Source organism: Martinezella calliandrae (assembly GCF_030272695.1).
Classification (GTDB): Bacteria; Pseudomonadota; Alphaproteobacteria; order Rhizobiales; family Rhizobiaceae; genus Rhizobium; species Rhizobium calliandrae.
The window spans coordinates 127813-146232 of record NZ_JARFYN010000006.1 but is presented as its reverse complement, the minus strand read 5'-3'; the positions used below and the strand labels follow the sequence as shown (position 1 = coordinate 146232).

General features: G+C 59.5%; 17 protein-coding genes. 3 read left to right on the top strand and 14 right to left on the bottom strand.

The window, feature by feature from the left end; translation table 11 throughout:
• Positions 1 to 7 precede the first annotated feature (7 nt).
• The 13 genes from PY650_RS06650 to PY650_RS06590 form a co-directional block, all read right to left on the bottom strand.
• Entirely contained in the window at positions 8 to 829 is an 822-nt protein-coding gene (locus tag PY650_RS06650; RefSeq protein ID WP_285878256.1) for an urease accessory protein UreD, read from the bottom strand.
• A 243-nt stretch (positions 830 to 1072) separates the two neighbouring features.
• Complete coding sequence (locus PY650_RS06645; RefSeq protein ID WP_285878255.1) at positions 1073 to 2044, bottom strand: 2-hydroxyacid dehydrogenase; 972 nt, start codon at positions 2042 to 2044, stop codon at positions 1073 to 1075.
• A gap of 149 nt (positions 2045 to 2193) precedes the next feature.
• Positions 2194 to 3315, bottom strand: a complete 1122-nt coding sequence (locus PY650_RS06640) for a branched-chain amino acid ABC transporter substrate-binding protein (RefSeq protein WP_285878254.1) — start codon at positions 3313 to 3315, stop codon at positions 2194 to 2196.
• Positions 3316 to 3501: 186 nt separating this feature from the next.
• Positions 3502 to 3855, bottom strand: a complete 354-nt coding sequence (locus PY650_RS06635) for a DUF6867 family protein (RefSeq protein WP_285878253.1) — start codon at positions 3853 to 3855, stop codon at positions 3502 to 3504.
• Positions 3856 to 3879: 24 nt separating this feature from the next.
• Positions 3880 to 4608 carry an ABC transporter ATP-binding protein gene (locus tag PY650_RS06630; RefSeq protein ID WP_285878252.1) on the bottom strand — a complete coding sequence of 243 codons (729 nt, stop codon included), beginning with the start codon at positions 4606 to 4608 and terminating at the stop codon, positions 3880 to 3882.
• Positions 4605 to 5480, bottom strand: a complete 876-nt coding sequence (locus PY650_RS06625) for an ABC transporter ATP-binding protein (RefSeq protein ID WP_285878251.1) — start codon at positions 5478 to 5480, stop codon at positions 4605 to 4607. The genes PY650_RS06630 and PY650_RS06625 overlap by 4 nt, the downstream gene beginning before the upstream one ends.
• Positions 5480 to 6871 (bottom strand): high-affinity branched-chain amino acid ABC transporter permease LivM, encoded by a 1392-nt coding sequence (gene livM / locus PY650_RS06620; RefSeq protein ID WP_285878250.1) that lies wholly within the window; start codon positions 6869 to 6871, stop codon positions 5480 to 5482. The genes PY650_RS06625 and livM overlap by 1 nt, the downstream gene beginning before the upstream one ends.
• 4 nt (positions 6872 to 6875) lie before the next feature.
• Positions 6876 to 7778 (bottom strand): branched-chain amino acid ABC transporter permease, encoded by a 903-nt coding sequence (locus PY650_RS06615; protein ID WP_285878249.1) that lies wholly within the window; start codon positions 7776 to 7778, stop codon positions 6876 to 6878.
• A gap of 306 nt (positions 7779 to 8084) precedes the next feature.
• Positions 8085 to 10511, bottom strand: coding sequence for a GcvT family protein (locus tag PY650_RS06610; protein ID WP_285878248.1), 2427 nt, complete (start codon positions 10509 to 10511; stop codon positions 8085 to 8087).
• A gap of 216 nt (positions 10512 to 10727) precedes the next feature.
• The gene (locus PY650_RS06605; protein ID WP_285878247.1) at positions 10728 to 11282 is read right to left on the bottom strand and encodes a sarcosine oxidase subunit gamma; all 555 of its coding nucleotides are present in this window, start codon (positions 11280 to 11282) and stop codon (positions 10728 to 10730) included.
• 7 nt (positions 11283 to 11289) lie between these two features.
• Entirely contained in the window at positions 11290 to 14247 is a 2958-nt protein-coding gene (locus PY650_RS06600; protein ID WP_285878246.1) for a sarcosine oxidase subunit alpha family protein, read from the bottom strand.
• Positions 14244 to 14522, bottom strand: a complete 279-nt coding sequence (locus PY650_RS06595) for a sarcosine oxidase subunit delta (protein ID WP_285878245.1) — start codon at positions 14520 to 14522, stop codon at positions 14244 to 14246. The genes PY650_RS06600 and PY650_RS06595 overlap by 4 nt, the downstream gene beginning before the upstream one ends.
• 13 nt (positions 14523 to 14535) lie before the next feature.
• Positions 14536 to 15786 (bottom strand): sarcosine oxidase subunit beta family protein, encoded by a 1251-nt coding sequence (locus PY650_RS06590; RefSeq protein ID WP_285878244.1) that lies wholly within the window; start codon positions 15784 to 15786, stop codon positions 14536 to 14538.
• A 328-nt stretch (positions 15787 to 16114) separates the two neighbouring features.
• Here PY650_RS06590 and cysQ point away from each other — a divergent pair, with 328 nt between their 5' ends.
• Positions 16115 to 16909, top strand: coding sequence for a 3'(2'),5'-bisphosphate nucleotidase CysQ (gene cysQ / locus PY650_RS06585; RefSeq protein ID WP_285878243.1), 795 nt, complete (start codon positions 16115 to 16117; stop codon positions 16907 to 16909).
• Between the two features lie 228 nt (positions 16910 to 17137).
• Positions 17138 to 17413, top strand: coding sequence for a CtrA inhibitor SciP (gene sciP / locus PY650_RS06580; RefSeq protein WP_004107124.1), 276 nt, complete (start codon positions 17138 to 17140; stop codon positions 17411 to 17413).
• 32 nt (positions 17414 to 17445) lie between these two features.
• Here the strand turns inward: sciP and PY650_RS06575 are convergent, their stop codons facing one another.
• Positions 17446 to 17907 carry a paraquat-inducible protein A gene (locus PY650_RS06575; protein ID WP_285878242.1) on the bottom strand — a complete coding sequence of 154 codons (462 nt, stop codon included), beginning with the start codon at positions 17905 to 17907 and terminating at the stop codon, positions 17446 to 17448.
• Positions 17908 to 18111: 204 nt separating this feature from the next.
• Here PY650_RS06575 and PY650_RS06570 point away from each other — a divergent pair, with 204 nt between their 5' ends.
• Positions 18112 to 18393: a GNAT family N-acetyltransferase gene (locus PY650_RS06570; RefSeq protein ID WP_285878241.1), complete on the top strand. Its 282-nt coding sequence runs from the start codon at positions 18112 to 18114 to the stop codon at positions 18391 to 18393.
• Positions 18394 to 18420: the final 27 nt, after the last annotated feature.

Below are 18420 nucleotides of genomic sequence, written 5' to 3'. Positions count from 1 at the left end.
GCTCGGACTATAGATTCCAGACTTTCGGCACAGGCATACCGTTGCGCAAGGCGGAAATGACCGGGATCAGAATTTTTCTGAGTGCGAAGCCGTCGGGTGCCGCCAGCCGTGCCACCAGCTTGCCGCGCCATTGGCTGACGCCGCCCCTGTGCTCCCCAATGAGGGGCCGTACCCTGCTGAGATAGGTCTCCGCCAGCGGCCCGGTATAGAGCAGAGTCGCAAAAGCAACCTGGCCGCTCAAGACAGCATGCTCAGCCGTCAATGCTTTGACATCGCCGTCGAGCCTCAATTCTTCTGCGTGGATCAACCGCCCAGCGCGGCGGATCCGCCAGCGGTCACGAAACAGCCCCTGCGCCATCGCCTCGCCCATGGCCATGCGGCCCAACAGGGCCGCCTCGACGGCTAGAAATTCGGCGGTCTCTTCAAGATCGACATCAAGCCTGCGCGACAGCGAGGCGCGATCAAACAGAATGGTCTCCTGTGGCAACCAATCGACCCGCGCGCCGGTATCGACCTTGATCGAAGTTTGGACTTCGGCGGTACCGGCGGACGCCTTGTAGATCTTCTCACAGGCCTGGGTGGTCGCGTCGATGCGCGTATCCGGCCCGGCTACGATGCTCCAATCCATCCGGTCGCCACCGGTCAGCCCGCCGGCGGTGTTGATGATGACGGCTTCCATGGAATTGTCGAACGTATCGGGTAGGCGGATCTTGGCCGCACCTTCCTGGAAAAGCTCGGCTAGGCGCGTGCGCCCGTCAACCGCTTTGGCCGCCAGATGGCCGCGCCCGCGGGCCCTCTGCGGTCTCGTGCTCGCCGCCACTAGCGCCATCCCGTCTCTCCGCTCGTCACTTCATGTCGCACAGGTCATTGAAGCCCGTCACGGAATAAAGACAAGCAATTCCTGTGCCTTATGCCTTCGTCAGGAACTAAGGCCGTTGTCGCTGGTACCCGCCACATTTTTCGTCAAATGATGAAAAGAGCGGCAATGGCTCCAGACAATCAAATGCTGACGCGTGTCCAGCACCTCCAACAACTCTCGGCCACGCTCTCCCGCATTGCTCGACGAAGGAAACTAAACCACCCGATCCGGCGGCTCGCGCCCATCGAAAAATGCAGTGATATTGTCTACCACCTTCATCCCCATTGCCGTGCGCGTCTCTTCGGTTGCACTGCCGAGATGCGGCAACAGCACGACATTCTCCATTGTCTTCAGCTTCTCCGGTACGCTCGGCTCCGCTTCGTAGACATCGAGACCGGCGCCGCGGATGGTGCCTTGCTCCAGCGCAGAAATCAGTGCCGCCTCATCGACGATATCGCCGCGGGCGGTGTTGACCAAAAAGGCGCCAGGTTTCATGGTGGCGAAGCGAGCGGCATTCATCAAATGACGGTTCTCCGCGCCGCCGGGGCAATGCAGAGAGACGAAATCGGAGACCGCGAGCACATCCTCGATCGTCGGCAATTGCACCGCGCCGTAGCGAGCCGCCTCCATCGGATCGATGGCAGAGCGATTGTGAAAGACGACATCCATGCCGAACCCGAAATGACAGCGCTGTGCAAAGGCCCTGCCGATGCGACCGAAACCGACGATGCCGACGGTTTTGCCCGTAACCTTGACACCGATCAAATGCGTCGGCCGCCAACCGCTCCATAGGCCGGCACGCAATTCCCGTTCCCCTTCCCCGCCGCGGCGCGCTACGGACAGCAGCAGCAACATGGCGATGTCAGCGGTGCAGTCGGTCAACACGCCCGGCGTATTCGTGACGACGATGTCCTTTGCCTTGGCGGAAGCGACGTCAATGTGATTGAAGCCAACGCCGAAATTGCCGAGGATTCTTGTCCTGATGGCATCGCCCTCGAAAAGCGCGGCCGGCAGCTTGTCGGAAACGGTCGGCAGCACCGCATCATGGGCTAGCAAGGCCTGACGCAACTGCCCGGTATCGAGCGCGATATCATCCGAATTGAACGTCGCGTCGAAGCGCTCGGAAAGCACGGCTTCCACCGCGGCCGGCCAGCGCCGGGTGACGAGAATACGGGGTCTGCTCATGCTGTATCGTCCTCCTGCCAAGATGGGCTTAGACTTAAAGCACGAACGCCGCGAAGGAAATGCAGTTCGTCACGGCCTAGCAGAAAGAAGCCCGGTCATTGACCGGGCTTCGCAGATCGAATGCACTGCCGGAAAACCGGCGTCGCATATTACTTTTCGATTTCGGCGTAGTTGTACTTGCCGTCGGAACCCTTGGACCACTTGTACATCACGTAGTCCGGACGAGTGATATCGCCCTTTTCGTTGAAGCCGAGTTCGCCGATGGCGGTCTTGTAGGGACCCTTTGCCTTCATCGCGTCGGCAACAGCCATCGGGTCGTTGGAGCCGGCAGCCTTTGCGGCGTCGGCGATGACCTGCATGGCGGCGTACGAATAGAGTGTGTAGCCCTCCGGCTCGTAGCCGGCTGCGCGGAACTTGGCGACCAGATCCTTGGAAGCCGGGTTCTTGCGCGGATCCGGCGAGAAGGTCATCAGCGTGCCGTCAACGGCGTCGCCCGCGATCGAAGCCAGCTCGTTCGAGACGATACCGTCACCGGACATGAAGTGAGCCTTGACGCCCTGATCGGCCATCTGACGCATGATCAGGCCGGCTTCGGTGTGCAGACCGCCGTAATAAACGAAATCGACGCCGGCGTTCTTCATCTTGGCGATAAGCGCCGAGTAGTCCTTGTCGCCGGGGGTGATGCCTTCATAGAGAACTTCCTTCACGCCATCGGCGTTGAGGTTCTTCTTGGTTTCGTCGGCCAGGCCCTGGCCATAGGGGGTCTTGTCATGAACGATGCCAACCTTGGCACCCTTGAAGTTGTCGGCGATGTACTTGCCGGCAACTGCACCCTGCTGGTCGTCACGACCGCAGGTACGGAAGGTGTTCCACAGGCCACGTTCAGTAAACACCGGGTTGGTCGAAGCCGGGGTGATCTGCAGAATGCCGTTTTCAGCATAGACTTCCGAGGCCGGGATGGAAACGCCGGAGTTGAAGTGGCCGACAACGAACTTCACGCCGTCAGCGACGAACTTGTTGGCAACCGAAACGCCCTGCTTGGCGTCGGAAACGTCGTCGCCGAGTTCGAGCTTGATCTTTTCGCCGTTGATGCCGCCGGCAGCGTTGATGTCGGCAACGGCCTGTTCAGCGCCCTTCTGGAGCTGTGCGCCAAACGCAGCATTTGCACCCGTCAGCGGGCCTGCGACGCCAATGATGATGTCAGCCTTTGCAACGCCGCTGAATGCGATCATTGCCGACAGAGCCACGGCCGACAGAAGATACTTCTTCATATTGTTACTCCCAGTTTTTTTTAGCGGGTTCCGTTTGATTTGCCTGCGCAATACCCACCAATGATCGCGCCGGTAAGCTTGTATTCCGAAGTCTAGAAGAGATGATCCCAAGAAGTAGTTCAAGCACTTTTCAGATGGGATCATGCCCGACTTTGAATGCAGACTGTGCCTAGTTTCAACGCACTGTCAATTCTTCTTCTTCCACGAAAAGGCCGAGGTCTTTTCGTAGAGCCAATAGTAGTTGTTCACCATCTGGTCCGTGCGGCGATAGCGGTATCCGGCCGTGGAGAAGATGAAGAGTAGAACCACGTCGAGGATATAGTTGTAGAGGTCGAACACCGGGCCGTTAAACAGCGCATGGTGCAGAAATTGCAGCCCGAGGCCGATCAGAAAAGTATAGATGACCGCCAGCGGATAGGAGTTCCAGTTACTCGCCACCGCGCGGCCCGCGCGCCATGCTGTCCAGAAGCCCAAGATAACGATAACCACACGAATGACCAGGCGCCCGCCGCTATCGCTTTCGAAGAAAAGTCCTTGCATATCAAATTCTCCGCAAAACGGGGCTCAATGGTGGCCGCCTTCGAGATAGGCGGAACGCACTTCCGGATTGGCAAGCAGTTCCTGACCGGAGCCGCTCATCGTCACCCGGCCGTTGACCATCACGTAGGCGCGGTCGGAGAGCTTGAGCGCGGCAAAGGCGTTCTGCTCGACCAGGAAAACCGTGAGCCCCTGGGTCTTGTTCAAAACCTTGATCGCTTCGAAAATGCCCCTGACAATCAGCGGCGCAAGGCCGAGCGAAGGTTCGTCGAGCAGGAGCAGTTTGGGACGCGCCATCAACGCACGGCCGATCGACAGCATCTGCTGTTCGCCGCCCGACAGCGTGCCGCCGCGCTGCGATTGACGCTCCTTCAAGCGTGGGAACAGGGTGAAGATCTTTTCGACGTCCTCATTGAAATGTTTGAGTTTATCGAGGCTCGCACCCATCTGCAGGTTTTCATAGACGGTCATCCGCGGGAAGATGCGCCTCCCCTCGGGTGACTGAGCAATACGCAGCCGGGCAATCTCATGCGTCGGCATGTGGGTAATATCGCGGCCATCGAAGGTCACCGATCCGTTGCGGGCCTGAGGACTGCCGCAGATGGTCATCATCAACGTCGACTTGCCGGCGCCGTTGGCGCCGATCAGGCTGACGATTTCGCCGCTGTTGACTTCGACATTGACGCCGGCGAGAGCGCGGATATTGCCGTAATAGGTTTCGACGCCCTCAACTTTCAGAAGCGGTTGCCCCGTCATCGATTTTCGCCCTCTTGGAGGTGCTCGACTTCGGCAATCACCTCTTCAACTTCTGCATCTTCGACGCCCAGATAAGCCGCGATCACTCTTGGATCGTTCTTGACCTCATCCGGCGTGCTATCGGCAATCTTCTGTCCATATTCGAGCACAACAACGTGGTCGGAAATCTCCATGACCACGGACATGTCGTGTTCGATCAGAAGGATCGACGTGTCGGCATCCTTGCGAATGCCGCGCAGGAATTCGTTGAGCACCAGCGACTCGCGCGGGTTGAGACCCGCCGCCGGCTCGTCCAGGCATAGGAGTTCCGGGCCGGTACACATGGCACGCGCAATTTCCAGGCGACGCTGCGCCCCATAAGGGAGATCGCCGGCGGGATCGTCGGCGCGATCGACGAGATTGGCCTTTTCCAGCCAGAAGCGCGCCAGCTCGATGGCGTTCTTGGCCTCAGCGCTGTATTTGCCGATGCCGAGCAGACCGAGGACGGTATAGCCGGATGCGCGCATCAGCTTGTTGTGCTGGGCCACCAGTAGATTTTCAAGCACGGTCAGGCCCGAGAACAGACGGATATTCTGGAACGTGCGCGCCACCTTGGCTTCGCGCGTAATTCGGAAATCCGGCAGCCGTTCCAGGAGGAATTGCTTGCCGCTCTTCTGGTTAAGCGTGATCATCCCCATCGTCGGCTTGTAAAAGCCGGTGATGCAATTGAAGACCGTGGTCTTGCCGGCGCCGTTCGGACCGATCAGCGCGGTGATGTCGCCACGCCTGGCCTCGAAGGAGAAGTCGTTGATCGCCATCAGGCCGCCGAATCTCATCGAGAGATGCTCGACCTTGAGCAGGATGTCGTCGGTGCTTGCGGTCACAGCGTTCATCAGCCGTGGCCCTCCTTGGTAAAGCTGCCGGACACCGCTTTTTTCTCCTTGAGGAAGGCGGTCGGCTCACGAGTTCCGACGAAACCGCGCGGTTTCACGATCATGACTACGACCATGGCGAGGCCGAAGATCAGCATGCGGTAGAGCTCCGGCGTAAAATCCGGACCAAAGATCAACTTGAGAAAACCCATGTCGCGCAGCAACTCCGTGCCGCCGACCATCGCGATCGCGGCGAAAGCGATGCCCTTCAACGAACCCATGCCGCCGAGGACGACGATGGCGAGAATGACTGCCGATTCGAGGAACACGAAGGATTCCGGTGAAACGAAGCCTTGCCGTGCGGCGAAGAACGAGCCGGCAAAGCCGCCGAACATCGCGCCGGTGGCAAACGCCGTAAGCTTCGTCGTCACCGTGTTGATGCCGAGCGACCGGCAGGCGATTTCGTCTTCACGCAGCGCTTCCCAAGCTCGGCCGATCGGCATGCGGCGCAACCGAATCGTCACATAGGCCGTCAGCATGCAGAGCGCCAGGATGACATAGAACAGGAAGATCTTGTACCAGGCCGACGAGATCGGCAGACCGAAGGTCCGGATGATATTGTGCGGATCCTTGAGATCGAACGTATAGAGACCGAACAACGACGCCTTGGTGATGTTGGAAATGCCGAAGCTGCCCTTGGTCACATCCGTCCAGTTGGTGATCACGATGCGGATGATTTCACCGAAAGCGAGCGTCACGATCGCCAGATAGTCGCCGCGCAGGCGCAATACTGGGAAACCTAGGATCATGCCCCACAATCCGGCGAAGATGCCGGACAACGGCAACAGTATCCAGAAGGACAGGCCGAAATGCGTCGACAACAACGCGTAGGAATACGCTCCTACCGCGTAGAAGGCGACGTAGCCCAGGTCGAGCAGACCGGCGAGACCAACAACAATGTTCAGGCCCCAGGCAAGCATTACATAGATCAGAATCTGGATGCCGAAATTGTCGACATAGGTCAGCGAGCCCTGCGTACCAAAAAGCGCCAGCGCCAGTAGCGGATAGACAAGCAGGAACGCCAAAGCGATCTTGTTGAAGTTCTTCGATACGAAGCCTTGCTCGGCTTCGACCGGAGGAGCCTTTGCTTTGGCGGCTTTCCTGGCGGCAAGCGCCGGCTGAAGGAAGACGGTGATGGCGAACCGTCCCACCGCGGCGATGGCAACGATGGACGCCAGCAATCCCCAGCGCTGAACGATGATCAGCTTGTTGTCGATGTTCTGATCGGTCTTGAGGCCGATATAGAGAACGAACATGCCGAATGCGATGACCGCCGTCCAAAGAGCGTCGGTAATTCCTTTCTGGACAAGGCCGGGCGCGGTCTTGCCTGGAACGAAGTTTGAGCTTGCCATGGCGTTACACCTTCTCGACTTCCGGCCGTCCGAGAATACCAGTCGGCTTGAAGATCAACACGTAGGCCAGGATGCCATAGGTCGCGACATCCTTGTACGCGATAGCGAAATTGCCCGACCAGAACGACTCGATGAAGCCGATCATCAGGCCACCGAGGACGGCACCCGGCAGCGAGCCGATGCCGCCGAGAACGGCGGCAGTGAACGCCTTGACGCCAGGAACGAAGCCATCGGTGAAGTTGGCGACGCCATAATACATCAGGTACATCGTGCCGGCCACGGCGGCGAGCGCCGCGCCCATGATGAAGGTGACGGAAATGGTGCGGTCGACATTGATGCCGAGCAGCGCGGCCATCTTGCGATCCTGCTCCGTGGCGCGCTGGGCGCGACCAAGTGCTGTCTTATTGACCACATACCAGAAAGCGGCAAGCAGAATGACCGTAACGATGAAGATGATGATCTGCTTCAGCGATAGCGATACGCCGCCTATATTATAGACGTCGCCCACCAAAGTCGGGATCGGCTTGTTGCGCGGACCCTGTGCGACCTGGATGAAGTTCGACAGCACGATCGACATGCCGATTGCGGTGATCAGCGGCGCCAGTCGAAACGAACCACGCAGCGGCCGGTAAGCAACGCGCTCGATCACCCAATTCCACAGGCTCGTCATCAGCATGGCAACGATGAGCATGACCAGCAGCATGATCGCCACCGGCAGGCCGGCGAAGAGCGATACAAGAACCAGGTAAGTGATGAGAGCGGCGAAGCCGCCGAGCATGAAAACGTCGCCATGGGCAAAATTGATCATGCCGATGATGCCGTAAACCATGGTGTAACCAATGGCGATCAGGCCGTAAATAGACCCGAGAGTCAGCCCATTAAGGAGCTGCTGGATAAAATAATCCATATGTCATTTCCCCTGGATGCAGAGTCTATCGACTGCATCTCTTATTGATTAGGGTTTCCTTCGAGAGGACCCGTGGGCTCGATTCCATACTGTTTTCGAAGCAAATGTGAAGCTAAAAAGGCGGGGAATTGACAAATTCTTTTCAAATAGGCGCGCGATGACGCAAATCGGACCAGAAAAGACAGAAAAATGGCACCACTTGGCTCAAAAATAGCCAAGATGGCCCGAACGGATATTCCAGGCTGAAGACATTTTGTCAGAAACGGGCTCCCGCGGAGCCCGTTCTTCGCCGTCTAAGCGCGATCATCAGGAGCGCATGCGCGTACCCTCGACATCGAACAACGGCTGCGCCTGCAGCGACGCCGCCAATATTTCGCCGAGCAGTTCGATCGACCACCCCTGCTCTTCGTCGGCAATCTCTTTCGGCACGTAACCAACGGCGACCGAGGCCCCGGAGGCATGCGCATAGCCGCCCGAAGTCACCCAGCCGCAGACAGCGCCGTTGTGATAGATCGGCTCATCGCCGATAACATCGGCGTCCTTGGCCGCGAGAATAAAGGTGCGCAGCCGCAAGGCACCGCCCTCTGCCTTCTCCTTGGCCGCCTGAGACTTGCCGATGAAATCGGCCTCCTTGGACAGCGCGACGAACCGGCCGAGCCCGGCCTCGAACGGCCCATAAAGCGGCCGATATTCGCGCGCCCAGCTACCGTAGGATTTGTCGAGGCGGAGCGCGTTCAATGCCCTGAGACCAAACAGCCTGACACCGAATTCGGCGCCCGCTTCCATCAAAAGATCGAAGAGGTAACGTTGATGCTCAGGTTTCATCCAGATCTCGTAACCGAGATCACCTGTATAGGAGACACGGCCGACGATGGCGGGCGCCATGCCGAGATCCATGCGACGGATGGACATGAAGGGGAAAGCGGCTGTGGAGACATCCTGATGCGTCAGCTTTTCTAAGAGTTTGCGCGCATTCGGTCCGGCAATGGACAAGCCAAGCAACGACAAACCGAGCGCCTTCAACTCGACCGAATCGTCCTTTGGCAATTGGCTCTCGAACCAGCGCATATGATAGGCCTCGGCAATGCCAGAGCCGATGACGAGGAAATCCCCCTCCCCTAATTTGGCGAGTGTGAAATCGCCGATCAGCTTGCCATCATGCTTCAGCATTGGCGCCAGCGTCATGCGGCCGACGGCCGGAATACGGCAGGCGAGCAGCCGGTCGAGAAAAGCTTCCGCACCCGGCCCCTTGACCGAATATTTGGCAAAGCCGGAGGTTTCCATCAGGCCGACGCTGTCACGCACAGCCTTCGCCTCGGCGCCGACCACATCGAAATCATTGGAGCGCCGCCAGGAGAACTCATCCACTTCGCCCGCCGGCGCGAACCACAGTGCCTGCTCCAGTCCATACGACGCGCCGAATATGCCACCCGCGGCCTTGAGCTTGTCGTAGACCGGCGTCGTCAGCAGCGGCCGTGCCGCCGGCAATTCCTCGTTGGGATAGCGGATGGAGAAGCGCCGCGCATAGTTTTCGCGCACCTTGGCGTTGGTGTAGGCAAGCGTCGCATAGTCGCCATAGCGCGAGACGTCCATGGCGAAGACGTCGAAGCCGGGGTCGCCGTGGATCATCCAGTTGGCGAGCGCCAGCCCCACGCCGCCGCCCTGACTGAAGCCGGCCATGACGGCGCAGGCCGACCAGTAGTTGGTCAGCCCCCGCACGGGCCCGACCAGCGGATTGCCGTCTGGCGAGAAGGTGAAAGGGCCGTTGATGATCTTCTTGATGCCGGCCTTGTTGAAGGCTGGGAAATGTCGGAAACCGACTTCCAGCTCCGGCGTTATGCGCTCGATGTCCTCGGCCAGCAGCTCATGGCCGAAATCCCAGGGCGTCGTCACCGGCGACCAGGGACGGCAGGCCTTTTCGTACGTGCCCATCAGCATGCCCTGCCGTTCCTGGCGCAGATAGATCTCACCGTCGAAATCGACGCAGTGCATCAGCTCCTTGCCGGTCGTTCTGTTGAAGTCAGCGACTTCCGGCATGTCCTCGGTGATCAGATACATGTGCTCCATGGCGAGCACTGGCAGCTCCAGCCCAACCATGCGGCCGACTTCGCGTGCCCAAAGGCCGGCGGCGTTGACGACATGCTCGGCGATGATCTCGCCCTGATTGGTAATGACGCGCCAGGAACCGTCCTCGCGCTGCACCAGCTCTTCGACCTTGGTGTGCAGATAGATCTCGGCGCCGTTCTTCTTGGCCGAACGGGCATAGGCGTGCGTGGTGCCGTAAGGGTCGAGATGACCTTCGACGGGATCGTAGAGCGCGCCGACGAACTGGTCTGGATCGAGAAGCGGCATCATCTCATGCGCTTCCTTCGGCGTCAGCAATGTCGCCTCCAGACCATTGTAGCGGCCCTTGGCGAGGATTGATTTCAGCCAGTCGAAACGCTGCGGCGTTGCTGCCAGCATCAGGCCGGACGTCATGTGCAGCCCGATATCCTGGCCGGAATAATCCTGGATCTCCTTATAGAGCTCGACGGTGTATTTCTGCAGCTTGGCGACATTGGGATCGCCGTTGATCGTGTGCATGCCACCGGCGGCGTGCCAGGTCGACCCAGAAGTCAATTCGGAACGTTCGAGCAGCACGACATCCGTCCAGCCGAATTTCGTCAGATGATAGAGCACCGAACATCCGACGACCCCTCCGCCGATGACAACCACCTTGGCATGGCTTTTCATGTAAATATCCCCTGTGTTCGGCGCGAAGTCTGGGGAGTTTTCCCGCGTAACCGGCCGTATTTGCGGGGCAGCCTAGAGACTATCCTGAAGGCCAAATAGCCCGAACTGCGAAACCAATCTGCCTGTTTGCGCCATCGCAACTGTTCGGATCGCGCCATTCTGTTCTCGGCGCATAAGCGCGTCGCAAAACCGCCGGGCCCTTTCCGATCTATGGGTTCAATCGGCAAACCCGGCCGTCAATGCGAATTCCCGACCCATCTCCATCAGCTCCTCGAACACGCTGCCAGCGTAGGAGCGCGGGACGATGATCTCGAAATGGTCCGGACCGGTACGGGCCAGATTGGCGCTGACATGACAGCACAGCATATTGGCCGAGTGCCGCTCGGCAAAGACTTGCGGATGCAGGTCCACTGCCACGCATTTTGCCAGGATGCGGCGGACGCTCGGGCCTGAGAGGCGCAATATGACCCGCCCATCGCTCTGTTCGAAGAAGGAAACGCGCCCCACATCGAGAATGGCAAGATCGCGCGCCAGGCTTTCGGCGCTCAAAACCTCCGATACCGCCAGCCACTCGTCCGGCCCGACTTGGCGCACCGAAACATCCGGCATCGCTTTCAGCGCCGCTAAAGTCCAGTCTTGCTGTCCGGAATGAGCAAGCACGCTGAAGATGACGGGGCGGCGGACCACGGCGAGATGATTCGGATTTGGCTCACCTTCGAAGCCGGAAATGTGATCTGCCAGCACATGCCGGTTTTGATATGCGACGCTCATCGACTTCTCATCCCAAAAGCTTTTTGTTAGCCGGATCGACGAAGACCGGATTGCAGACCTCAGCGACCACCTCTTCCCCACGCAGCCCATCCCAGACGACCAGATATTCACCGATCCGCTCTCGACCCGATTTGAGGAAAGCCAATGCGATGAAATGGCCGAGAACCGGGGAGAAGCAGGCGGAAGAAACATGGCCCTGGTCATTGAGCGTCGAAGGCTTGGCGCCTTCCTTCAAAAGATGAGCACCCGCGCGAATTTCCTTAGTGGGATCGACCGGCTTCAGCCCGACGAGCTGCATGCGATCGGCCGCCGTGAGGCCGAAGCGGGTCGAGAGCCGCTTGCCGATGAAATCGGGCTTCTGCGTCGCGATCATCCGGCCGAGGCCGACATCGTCCGGCGTGGTGCGGCCATCCAGTTCGCTATGGGTGACATGCCCCTTCTCGATGCGGAGCACATTCAGCGCCTCGACCCCGTAAGCACAGATACCATGTGCCTTGCCCGCCGCCATGATCGCATCGCCGACCGCCTCACCATAGCCGGCGGGGACGGCCAACTCATAGGCCAGCTCGCCGGAAAAGGAGATGCGGAAAAGCCGCGCCATCAGTCCACCCTTCAACCTCACCTCTGCGGCAGCAAGGAACGGGAAGAATTCGTCGGAGATATCATCCTGGACAATCTGCTCCAGAACCAGCCGCGCCTTCGGCCCTGCAACTGCCATCTGCGCCCATTGATCGGAGGAGGAGGCAAACCGCACGTCGAGCTGCGGCCAGAGGGTTTGGGCACAGAATTCCATATGGGTCATGACGTCGCCTGCCATAGCGGTCGTCGTGGTCAGGAAGAAATGGTTGGGCGAAAGCCGGCTGGTCGTGCCGTCGTCGAACACCATGCCGTCCTCGCGCAACATCAACCCGTAACGTGCCTTGCCGACCGGCAATTTCAGGAAAGCATTGGAATAGAGCCGGTTGAGGAACTCCGCCGCATCCTTGCCGAACACTTCGATCTTGCCGAGCGTCGAGACATCGCAAAGCCCGACATTGTTGCGGACATTCAGGACTTCGCGATCGACACTGTCGCGCCAGGTCTTCTCGCTCGGGCGCGCAAACCAGGCCGAGCGATACCAAAGGCCGGCTTCGACAAAAGTCGCGCCATTTTTCTTCGCCCACCCATGCAACGGCGATTCCCGCACCGGCTGCGCATGCCTGTCGCGCGCCGTACCCGCCAGGGCGCCGAACGAGACTGGCGTATAGAAAGGCCGAAACGTCGTCGTGCCGACAGCGGCGGGACTGACACCACGCATGCCGGCGATGATACCTGCGGCATTGACGTTGCCGAGTTTGCCCTGATCCGTCGCCATACCGCTCGTCGTATAGCGCTTGGCGTGTTCCGCATGCCCAAAGCCTTCGCGCAATGCCAGACCCAAATCCTTGGCATGAACATCGTTCTGGAAGTCGACGAAGGCTTTATCCTTGGCGCCCGGCACGTGCCAGATGGCCGCGAAGGTCGGATCGTAGTCGCCTTCGACCTCCGGCATCTCGGCGTCATGCGCCGTGTGCCCGAGGCTTTCGACGACCAGTCGCGCTTTTCTCGCTCCGTCGGCAAGACAGCCCGAAACGCTGTCGATTCCGCCGGCCGCGCCGGCGATCTCCAGTTCGCCGCCGACGGTCGGCGCCGTGAAGGCCTGCTTCTCTTCTGACCAAACCGGCTTGGCGCCGCGCTGACAGGCAAGATGGATAATCGGTGACCAGCCGCCCGACATGGCAAGCGCATCGCAGTCGACGAGCTCGTCCAGGCCGCCGCGATCGGCAATCACGCCGCGGATACGATGCCGGCCCTTCGTGGCCTGTATCGTGCCAGCACGAATGACGCGAACGCCCTTTGGCGCCGCGTCGGAGGAAGCGTCGCGCGTATCGACGATGGCCGATATTTCGACGCCTTCCGCTGCCAGATCCAATGCCGTGCGATAACCCGACCCGCCGTTGGTGAACACCGCCACCCTCTGTCCAACCACCACGCCATAGCGATTGAGATAGCTGCGCATGGCGGCGGCCATCATCACGCCAGGCTTGTCATTGCCACCGAAAACCAGGGGCCGCTCTTCCGCGCCGGTGGCCAGGATCGCGCGCTTGGCGGCGATACGCCACACACGCTCGACCGGCCGATCGGGCGATGGCATTGCCACATGCTTCTGCACCTTTTCGACCGCGCCGAAAACATTGTCGTCATACCAGCCGAACACCGTGGTGCGCGGCATCAACGTGACATTCCCGAAGCTCTGGAGCTCATCGAGGGCTGCACGCACAAAGGCCTCTGCGGAGACGCCGCCGATCGACAATCGCTCCGACAGCAGCGATCCGCCCAGGCGAAATCCTTCGTCAGCAAGGATGACCCGCAGTCCGGCGCGCGCTGCGGTCAGCGCCGCCATCAGCCCGGCTGGGCCGGACCCGACCACCAGCAGATCGCAATGTGCCCAGGCTTTCTCATAGCGATCGGGATCGGCCTGCATAGCCGCTTTGCCGAGACCGGCAGCACGGCGGATCAACGGCTCATAGACCTTCTCCCAGAAAGCTGCCGGCCACATGAAGGTCTTGTAGTAGAAGCCCGCACCGAAGAAGGGCGAGAACAGACCGTTGATCGAGGCGAAGTCATACCTTAGCGACGGCCAACGGTTTTGGCTGACGGCGCTCATGCCCTGATAGAGCTCGGCGACAGTAGCGCGAGTGTTCGCCTCAGTCCGTCCGTCTTTGCCGATCGTCACGAGCGCATTCGGTTCGGCTGAGCCCGCCGTCAGAATGCCGCGCGGACGGTGATACTTGAAGCTGCGGCCGACGAGCAATTGGTCGTTGGCAAGAAGGGCGGCGGCGAGCGTATCGCCCTCCATCCCTTTCATATCCTTGCCGTCGAACTTGAACGACAGCGGTCGGCTGCGATTGACGAGCCCGCCGGAGGAAAGACGATAGGCTGTCATTGCGCCGTCTCCCGCGCCTTGCCGGCGGCATCGGTGACGGAGAAGACCTCGTGCGTGATGTTGCTGCGGTCGATGACCAGCCAGCGGCGGCAACCGGCCGCGTGATGCCAATATTCTAGAATGCGCCCGCGCTCATTGTCGCGGACATAGACATAGCGATGCCAGTCTTCATCCGGGGCGGATGGCGCGGGGCGGACGACGGATGCGCAGCCGCGAATAGTGAACTCTTCTTTCGGGCGCGCGCCGCAATGCGGGCAGGTGATCAAGCTTGCCATTGGTTTCGTGCCCTCAATGCAGATTCGGCTGCGGACCCTTGCCGCCTTCGTCGATCGCAAAACCGCGTGCAAAACGGTCCAGACGCATGAAGCGGCTGACATCGTGGCTCTCGCCCTTGGCGACCAGGTGCGCGAAGCAGAAGCCGGAGGCTGGGGTCGCTTTGAAGCCACCATAGTTCCAGCCGCAGTTTAGATAAAGATTGTCGATCGGCGTACGGTCGATGATCGGCGAGCCATCCATGCTCATGTCCATCACGCCGCCCCAGCTCCGCAGCACGCGGACTCGCGACAGGCCGGGAATCAGCGAGACCCCCTCCTCCATCGTATGCTCGACGGTGGCGAGATTGCCGCGTTGGGCGTAGGAGCTGTAATAATCGATATCGGCGCCGAAGACCAAACCGCCCTTGTCCGACTGCGATATATAGAAGTGGCCGGCGCCGTAGGTGATGACATGATCGATCACCGGCTTCAGCCCTTCGGAGACGAACGCCTGCAGCACGTGGGTTTCGATCGGCAGTTCCAGATCCGCCATGCGACCGAGGATCGAGGTGTGGCCGGCCGCCGCCAGCGCCAGCTTGTTGCAGCCGATGAAGCCTCGCGTGGTCTCGACACCGGTTACTGCACCACCTTCCCGACGGATGCCGATCACCTCGCATTGCTGGATGAGATCGACACCGCGACTGTCGGCGCCGCGCGCATAACCCCAAGCGACAGCATCATGCCGCGCCGTGCCGCCACGCGCCTGCAGCAGCCCACCGAGGATCGGAAAGCGCGCATGATCGAAATTCAGATAGGGCATCATCTTGCGGACCTGATCGCTGTTCAAGAGTTCCGCGTCCACGCCGTGCATGCGCATGGCGTTGCCGCGCCGGGCGTATTCGTCGCGCTGTCCGTCGGAATGGAAGAGATTGATGATACCGCGTTGGGAGACCATGGCGTTGTAGTTGAAGTCCTGCTCCAGCCCTTCCCAAAGCTTCATCGAGAATTCGTAGAATGGCTCGTTACCGGGCAGGAGATAGTTGGAGCGGATGATAGTCGTATTGCGGCCGACGTTGCCCGAGCCCAGATAGCTCTTTTCCAACACGGCAACATTGGTGATGCCGAACTCCTTGGCGAGATAATAGGCGGTCGCCAGCCCATGCCCGCCGCCGCCGACGATGATTACATCATAATGCGGTTTCGGTTCCGGCGTTCGCCAGACAGGCTGCCAATGACGGTTTCCTGAAAGCGCCTGCTTCAGAACCTGATATGCCGAATAACGCATGTATGAATCCTGGTCTCTACGCGGCCACACATTCGCATATGCAACAAAAACGACAAGTCTGGAAAGGACGGAAAACCTTCGCAAACAGAACATGTTCTTTCCCGAATGCGCAGCAATGGCGGAGCACTGTATCCCAAAGGACACGCGGCGGCCGCGGATTTTGCCGACATCGGCGCATAGAGGTAAAGCCGTGTTGCTAAGTCACGATGCAAGCGCTAGCCGCTAAAAACGTGATCGGCGGGAGGTCTAAACTTAATAGTGGAGACTTCTAAACTACTATATCGTCAATATCGATAGGCTGACGAGCTGCGGAAAGACGAACAGGCGAATGCTCGCGACATTTGAAAAAGCGGCCCTTGAGGCGGGTAAGGCCATATTGGAGGTCTACCGTGCCGGCTACACCGTCGCTTTGAAGCAGGACATGAGCCCGGTCACCATCGCCGACGAGCGCGCCGAGCGCATTATTCTCGAACATCTTGCGCGCGACTTTCCGGACATTCCCGCAGTCGCCGAGGAATCTGTGGCCGCCGGCAAGGTTCCCGACATTGGCGGCGGCCGCTTCTTTCTTGTCGATCCGCTCGACGGCACACGCGAATTCATAGAACATCGCGATGAGTTCACCGTTAACATCGCCTATATTCAGAACGGCGTTCCTGTCATCGGGATCGTATACGCGCCCGCTCTCGGCATCGCCTTTACCGGCGAATCCGGCAAGGCGCGGAAGCTCGTCATCACTGAGCAATTCACCATTGCCGACCGCTCTGCCATCGCAGTGCGCGCGCGGCCTGAGAATTTGCTGGCGCTTGCGAGCCGCTGCCACGGCAGCCCAAAGACGGATAGCTTCCTGGCGGAAAATGCCGTCTCCGCTTGTACCTCGATCGGCTCTTCGCTGAAATTCTGTCTTCTTGCCGAAGGCAAGGCTGACGTCTATCCGCGCTTTTCCCGCACCATGGAGTGGGATACGGCGGCCGGCGACGCCGTACTACGCGCCGCAGGTGGCTCGACCCTCACTGTCGACGGCCGTCCGCTCTTCTACGGCAAGACCGGACGGAGCGACGATTGCGATTTTGCCAATCCCAATTTCATCTGCTGGGGCGGCAAGAAAAACCTGGTCGGCGCCTGATCAGCGGTCCAGAAGCGTAAGTTATCACTGACAAAAATCGCACGACGACGGCTTTTCCGCTGCAATAACAGCGGGTTGCATGGGCGGTGGCGATGCCGTGAAATGGGCAAATCACCCGTATCGGCGTTCCTTAAAATTCTTAGCAAAGTGTTACTAAGCGCTTAGGCAATTTTTAAATGTGGCAAGATAGAGTGACTCTCGTGGTCTTGAGTATGTGTAGAGAGTCCAATGACCGAAATGATACGTCCCCGAGTAAAGTATGTCATCGGCCCCGATGGCAGCCCGCTTACGATTGCCGACCTGCCGCCGCCGAATACACGCCGCTGGGTTATCCGTCGTAAGGCCGAGGTTGTCGCCGCTGTGCGTGGTGGTCTGCTGAGCTTGGAAGAAGCCTGCGAGCGCTATACGCTCACCGTTGAAGAATTTCTCTCCTGGCAGTCGTCCATCAATACCCATGGCCTTGCCGGCCTCCGGACGACCCGCATTCAGCAGTATCGTCACTGACGACTGCACACAGACGCGACATTCGTTCATCTTCAGTTCGGGCCTTTTTCGTTCCTCAGCAGGATATGAAGAAGGCCCGAAACCATGGTGGAACCTGCATAGAACCACAGGCCCGGTTGCGTAAACGCAGTGGCGAGCCCGCTGGTCTTGGCGGCGGCGATGACAATTGCTACCAGCAGCACATCCGCCATCGACCAACGCGCCAAATGCGGCACGACATGGTCGAAAAAGAACCCGCCTTCGCTCTTTCGTCGCGTTCCCATCGCTTCAACCGCCAGGCTCACGGTCTTCAGGATCGGCAGGGCCACCGAGACCAACGCGACGATCGCGGCAAGAAGATAGTTTTCCGTCTGCCAGAGAGAACCGATGATCCCGAGCAGGGACGGCGTATCGCTGAAGAAATAAAACTTTTCGAGGCGGACCAGCGGCAATACGAGGCCGAAAGCCAGCAGAAACGGGACGGTGACCAGAAGCACGGCTTGCAAATTGCGCATTGGTGCCTGAAACCTCCCAACTGGTTGCTTCGCTGCTATCACAGCCGGATAGCGCATATGACCGGAAATCCAAATCGATTTTCGAACAGTGAGGCCGCCCCACGCGCACGCTGCTTGCCACCGGTATCAGGTTTGTTAGCATCGACCTAAGACAAACCGTTATTCGTCGTCGAACCGAAAACATCGAAAATCAAAAGGAAAATCATGGATATCCGCAACGAAGACAATGCATCCGGGGGCCGTTACGTCGCGACCGTCGAAGGCCACGAGGCGGAAATGACCTTTTCGCGCGCCTCCGCCACGCTTATCATCATCGACCATACCGGCGTTCCGGAAGCCCTCCGCGGCAAGGGAGTGGGCCAGGCCCTTGCCCTTCACGCCGTCGAGGAAGCTCGCCGTGGCGGCTGGAAGATCATCCCGCTCTGCCCGTTTTTCAAGTCGCAAGCACTGCGTCACGAGGAATGGCGCGACGTGGTGAACATGTAGGCACGCAGCCAGAAATGATCGGCATCC

What these genes read in the sequence shown, in the direction of transcription:
- PY650_RS06650 (WP_285878256.1), bottom strand. Translation starts at nt 829, where the DNA reads ATGGCGCTAGTGGCGGCGAGCACGAGACCGCAGAGGGCCCGCGGGCGC.
- PY650_RS06645 (WP_285878255.1), bottom strand. Translation starts at nt 2,044, where the DNA reads ATGAGCAGACCCCGTATTCTCGTCACCCGGCGCTGGCCGGCCGCGGTG.
- PY650_RS06640 (WP_285878254.1), bottom strand. Translation starts at nt 3,315, where the DNA reads ATGAAGAAGTATCTTCTGTCGGCCGTGGCTCTGTCGGCAATGATCGCA.
- PY650_RS06635 (WP_285878253.1), bottom strand. Translation starts at nt 3,855, where the DNA reads ATGCAAGGACTTTTCTTCGAAAGCGATAGCGGCGGGCGCCTGGTCATT.
- PY650_RS06630 (WP_285878252.1), bottom strand. Translation starts at nt 4,608, where the DNA reads ATGACGGGGCAACCGCTTCTGAAAGTTGAGGGCGTCGAAACCTATTAC.
- PY650_RS06625 (WP_285878251.1), bottom strand. Translation starts at nt 5,480, where the DNA reads ATGAACGCTGTGACCGCAAGCACCGACGACATCCTGCTCAAGGTCGAG.
- livM (WP_285878250.1), bottom strand. Translation starts at nt 6,871, where the DNA reads ATGGCAAGCTCAAACTTCGTTCCAGGCAAGACCGCGCCCGGCCTTGTC.
- PY650_RS06615 (WP_285878249.1), bottom strand. Translation starts at nt 7,778, where the DNA reads ATGGATTATTTTATCCAGCAGCTCCTTAATGGGCTGACTCTCGGGTCT.
- PY650_RS06610 (WP_285878248.1), bottom strand. Translation starts at nt 10,511, where the DNA reads ATGAAAAGCCATGCCAAGGTGGTTGTCATCGGCGGAGGGGTCGTCGGA.
- PY650_RS06605 (WP_285878247.1), bottom strand. Translation starts at nt 11,282, where the DNA reads ATGAGCGTCGCATATCAAAACCGGCATGTGCTGGCAGATCACATTTCC.
- PY650_RS06600 (WP_285878246.1), bottom strand. Translation starts at nt 14,247, where the DNA reads ATGACAGCCTATCGTCTTTCCTCCGGCGGGCTCGTCAATCGCAGCCGA.
- PY650_RS06595 (WP_285878245.1), bottom strand. Translation starts at nt 14,522, where the DNA reads ATGGCAAGCTTGATCACCTGCCCGCATTGCGGCGCGCGCCCGAAAGAA.
- PY650_RS06590 (WP_285878244.1), bottom strand. Translation starts at nt 15,786, where the DNA reads ATGCGTTATTCGGCATATCAGGTTCTGAAGCAGGCGCTTTCAGGAAAC.
- cysQ (WP_285878243.1), top strand. Translation starts at nt 16,115, where the DNA reads ATGCTCGCGACATTTGAAAAAGCGGCCCTTGAGGCGGGTAAGGCCATA.
- sciP (WP_004107124.1), top strand. Translation starts at nt 17,138, where the DNA reads ATGACCGAAATGATACGTCCCCGAGTAAAGTATGTCATCGGCCCCGAT.
- PY650_RS06575 (WP_285878242.1), bottom strand. Translation starts at nt 17,907, where the DNA reads ATGCGCAATTTGCAAGCCGTGCTTCTGGTCACCGTCCCGTTTCTGCTG.
- PY650_RS06570 (WP_285878241.1), top strand. Translation starts at nt 18,112, where the DNA reads ATGGATATCCGCAACGAAGACAATGCATCCGGGGGCCGTTACGTCGCG.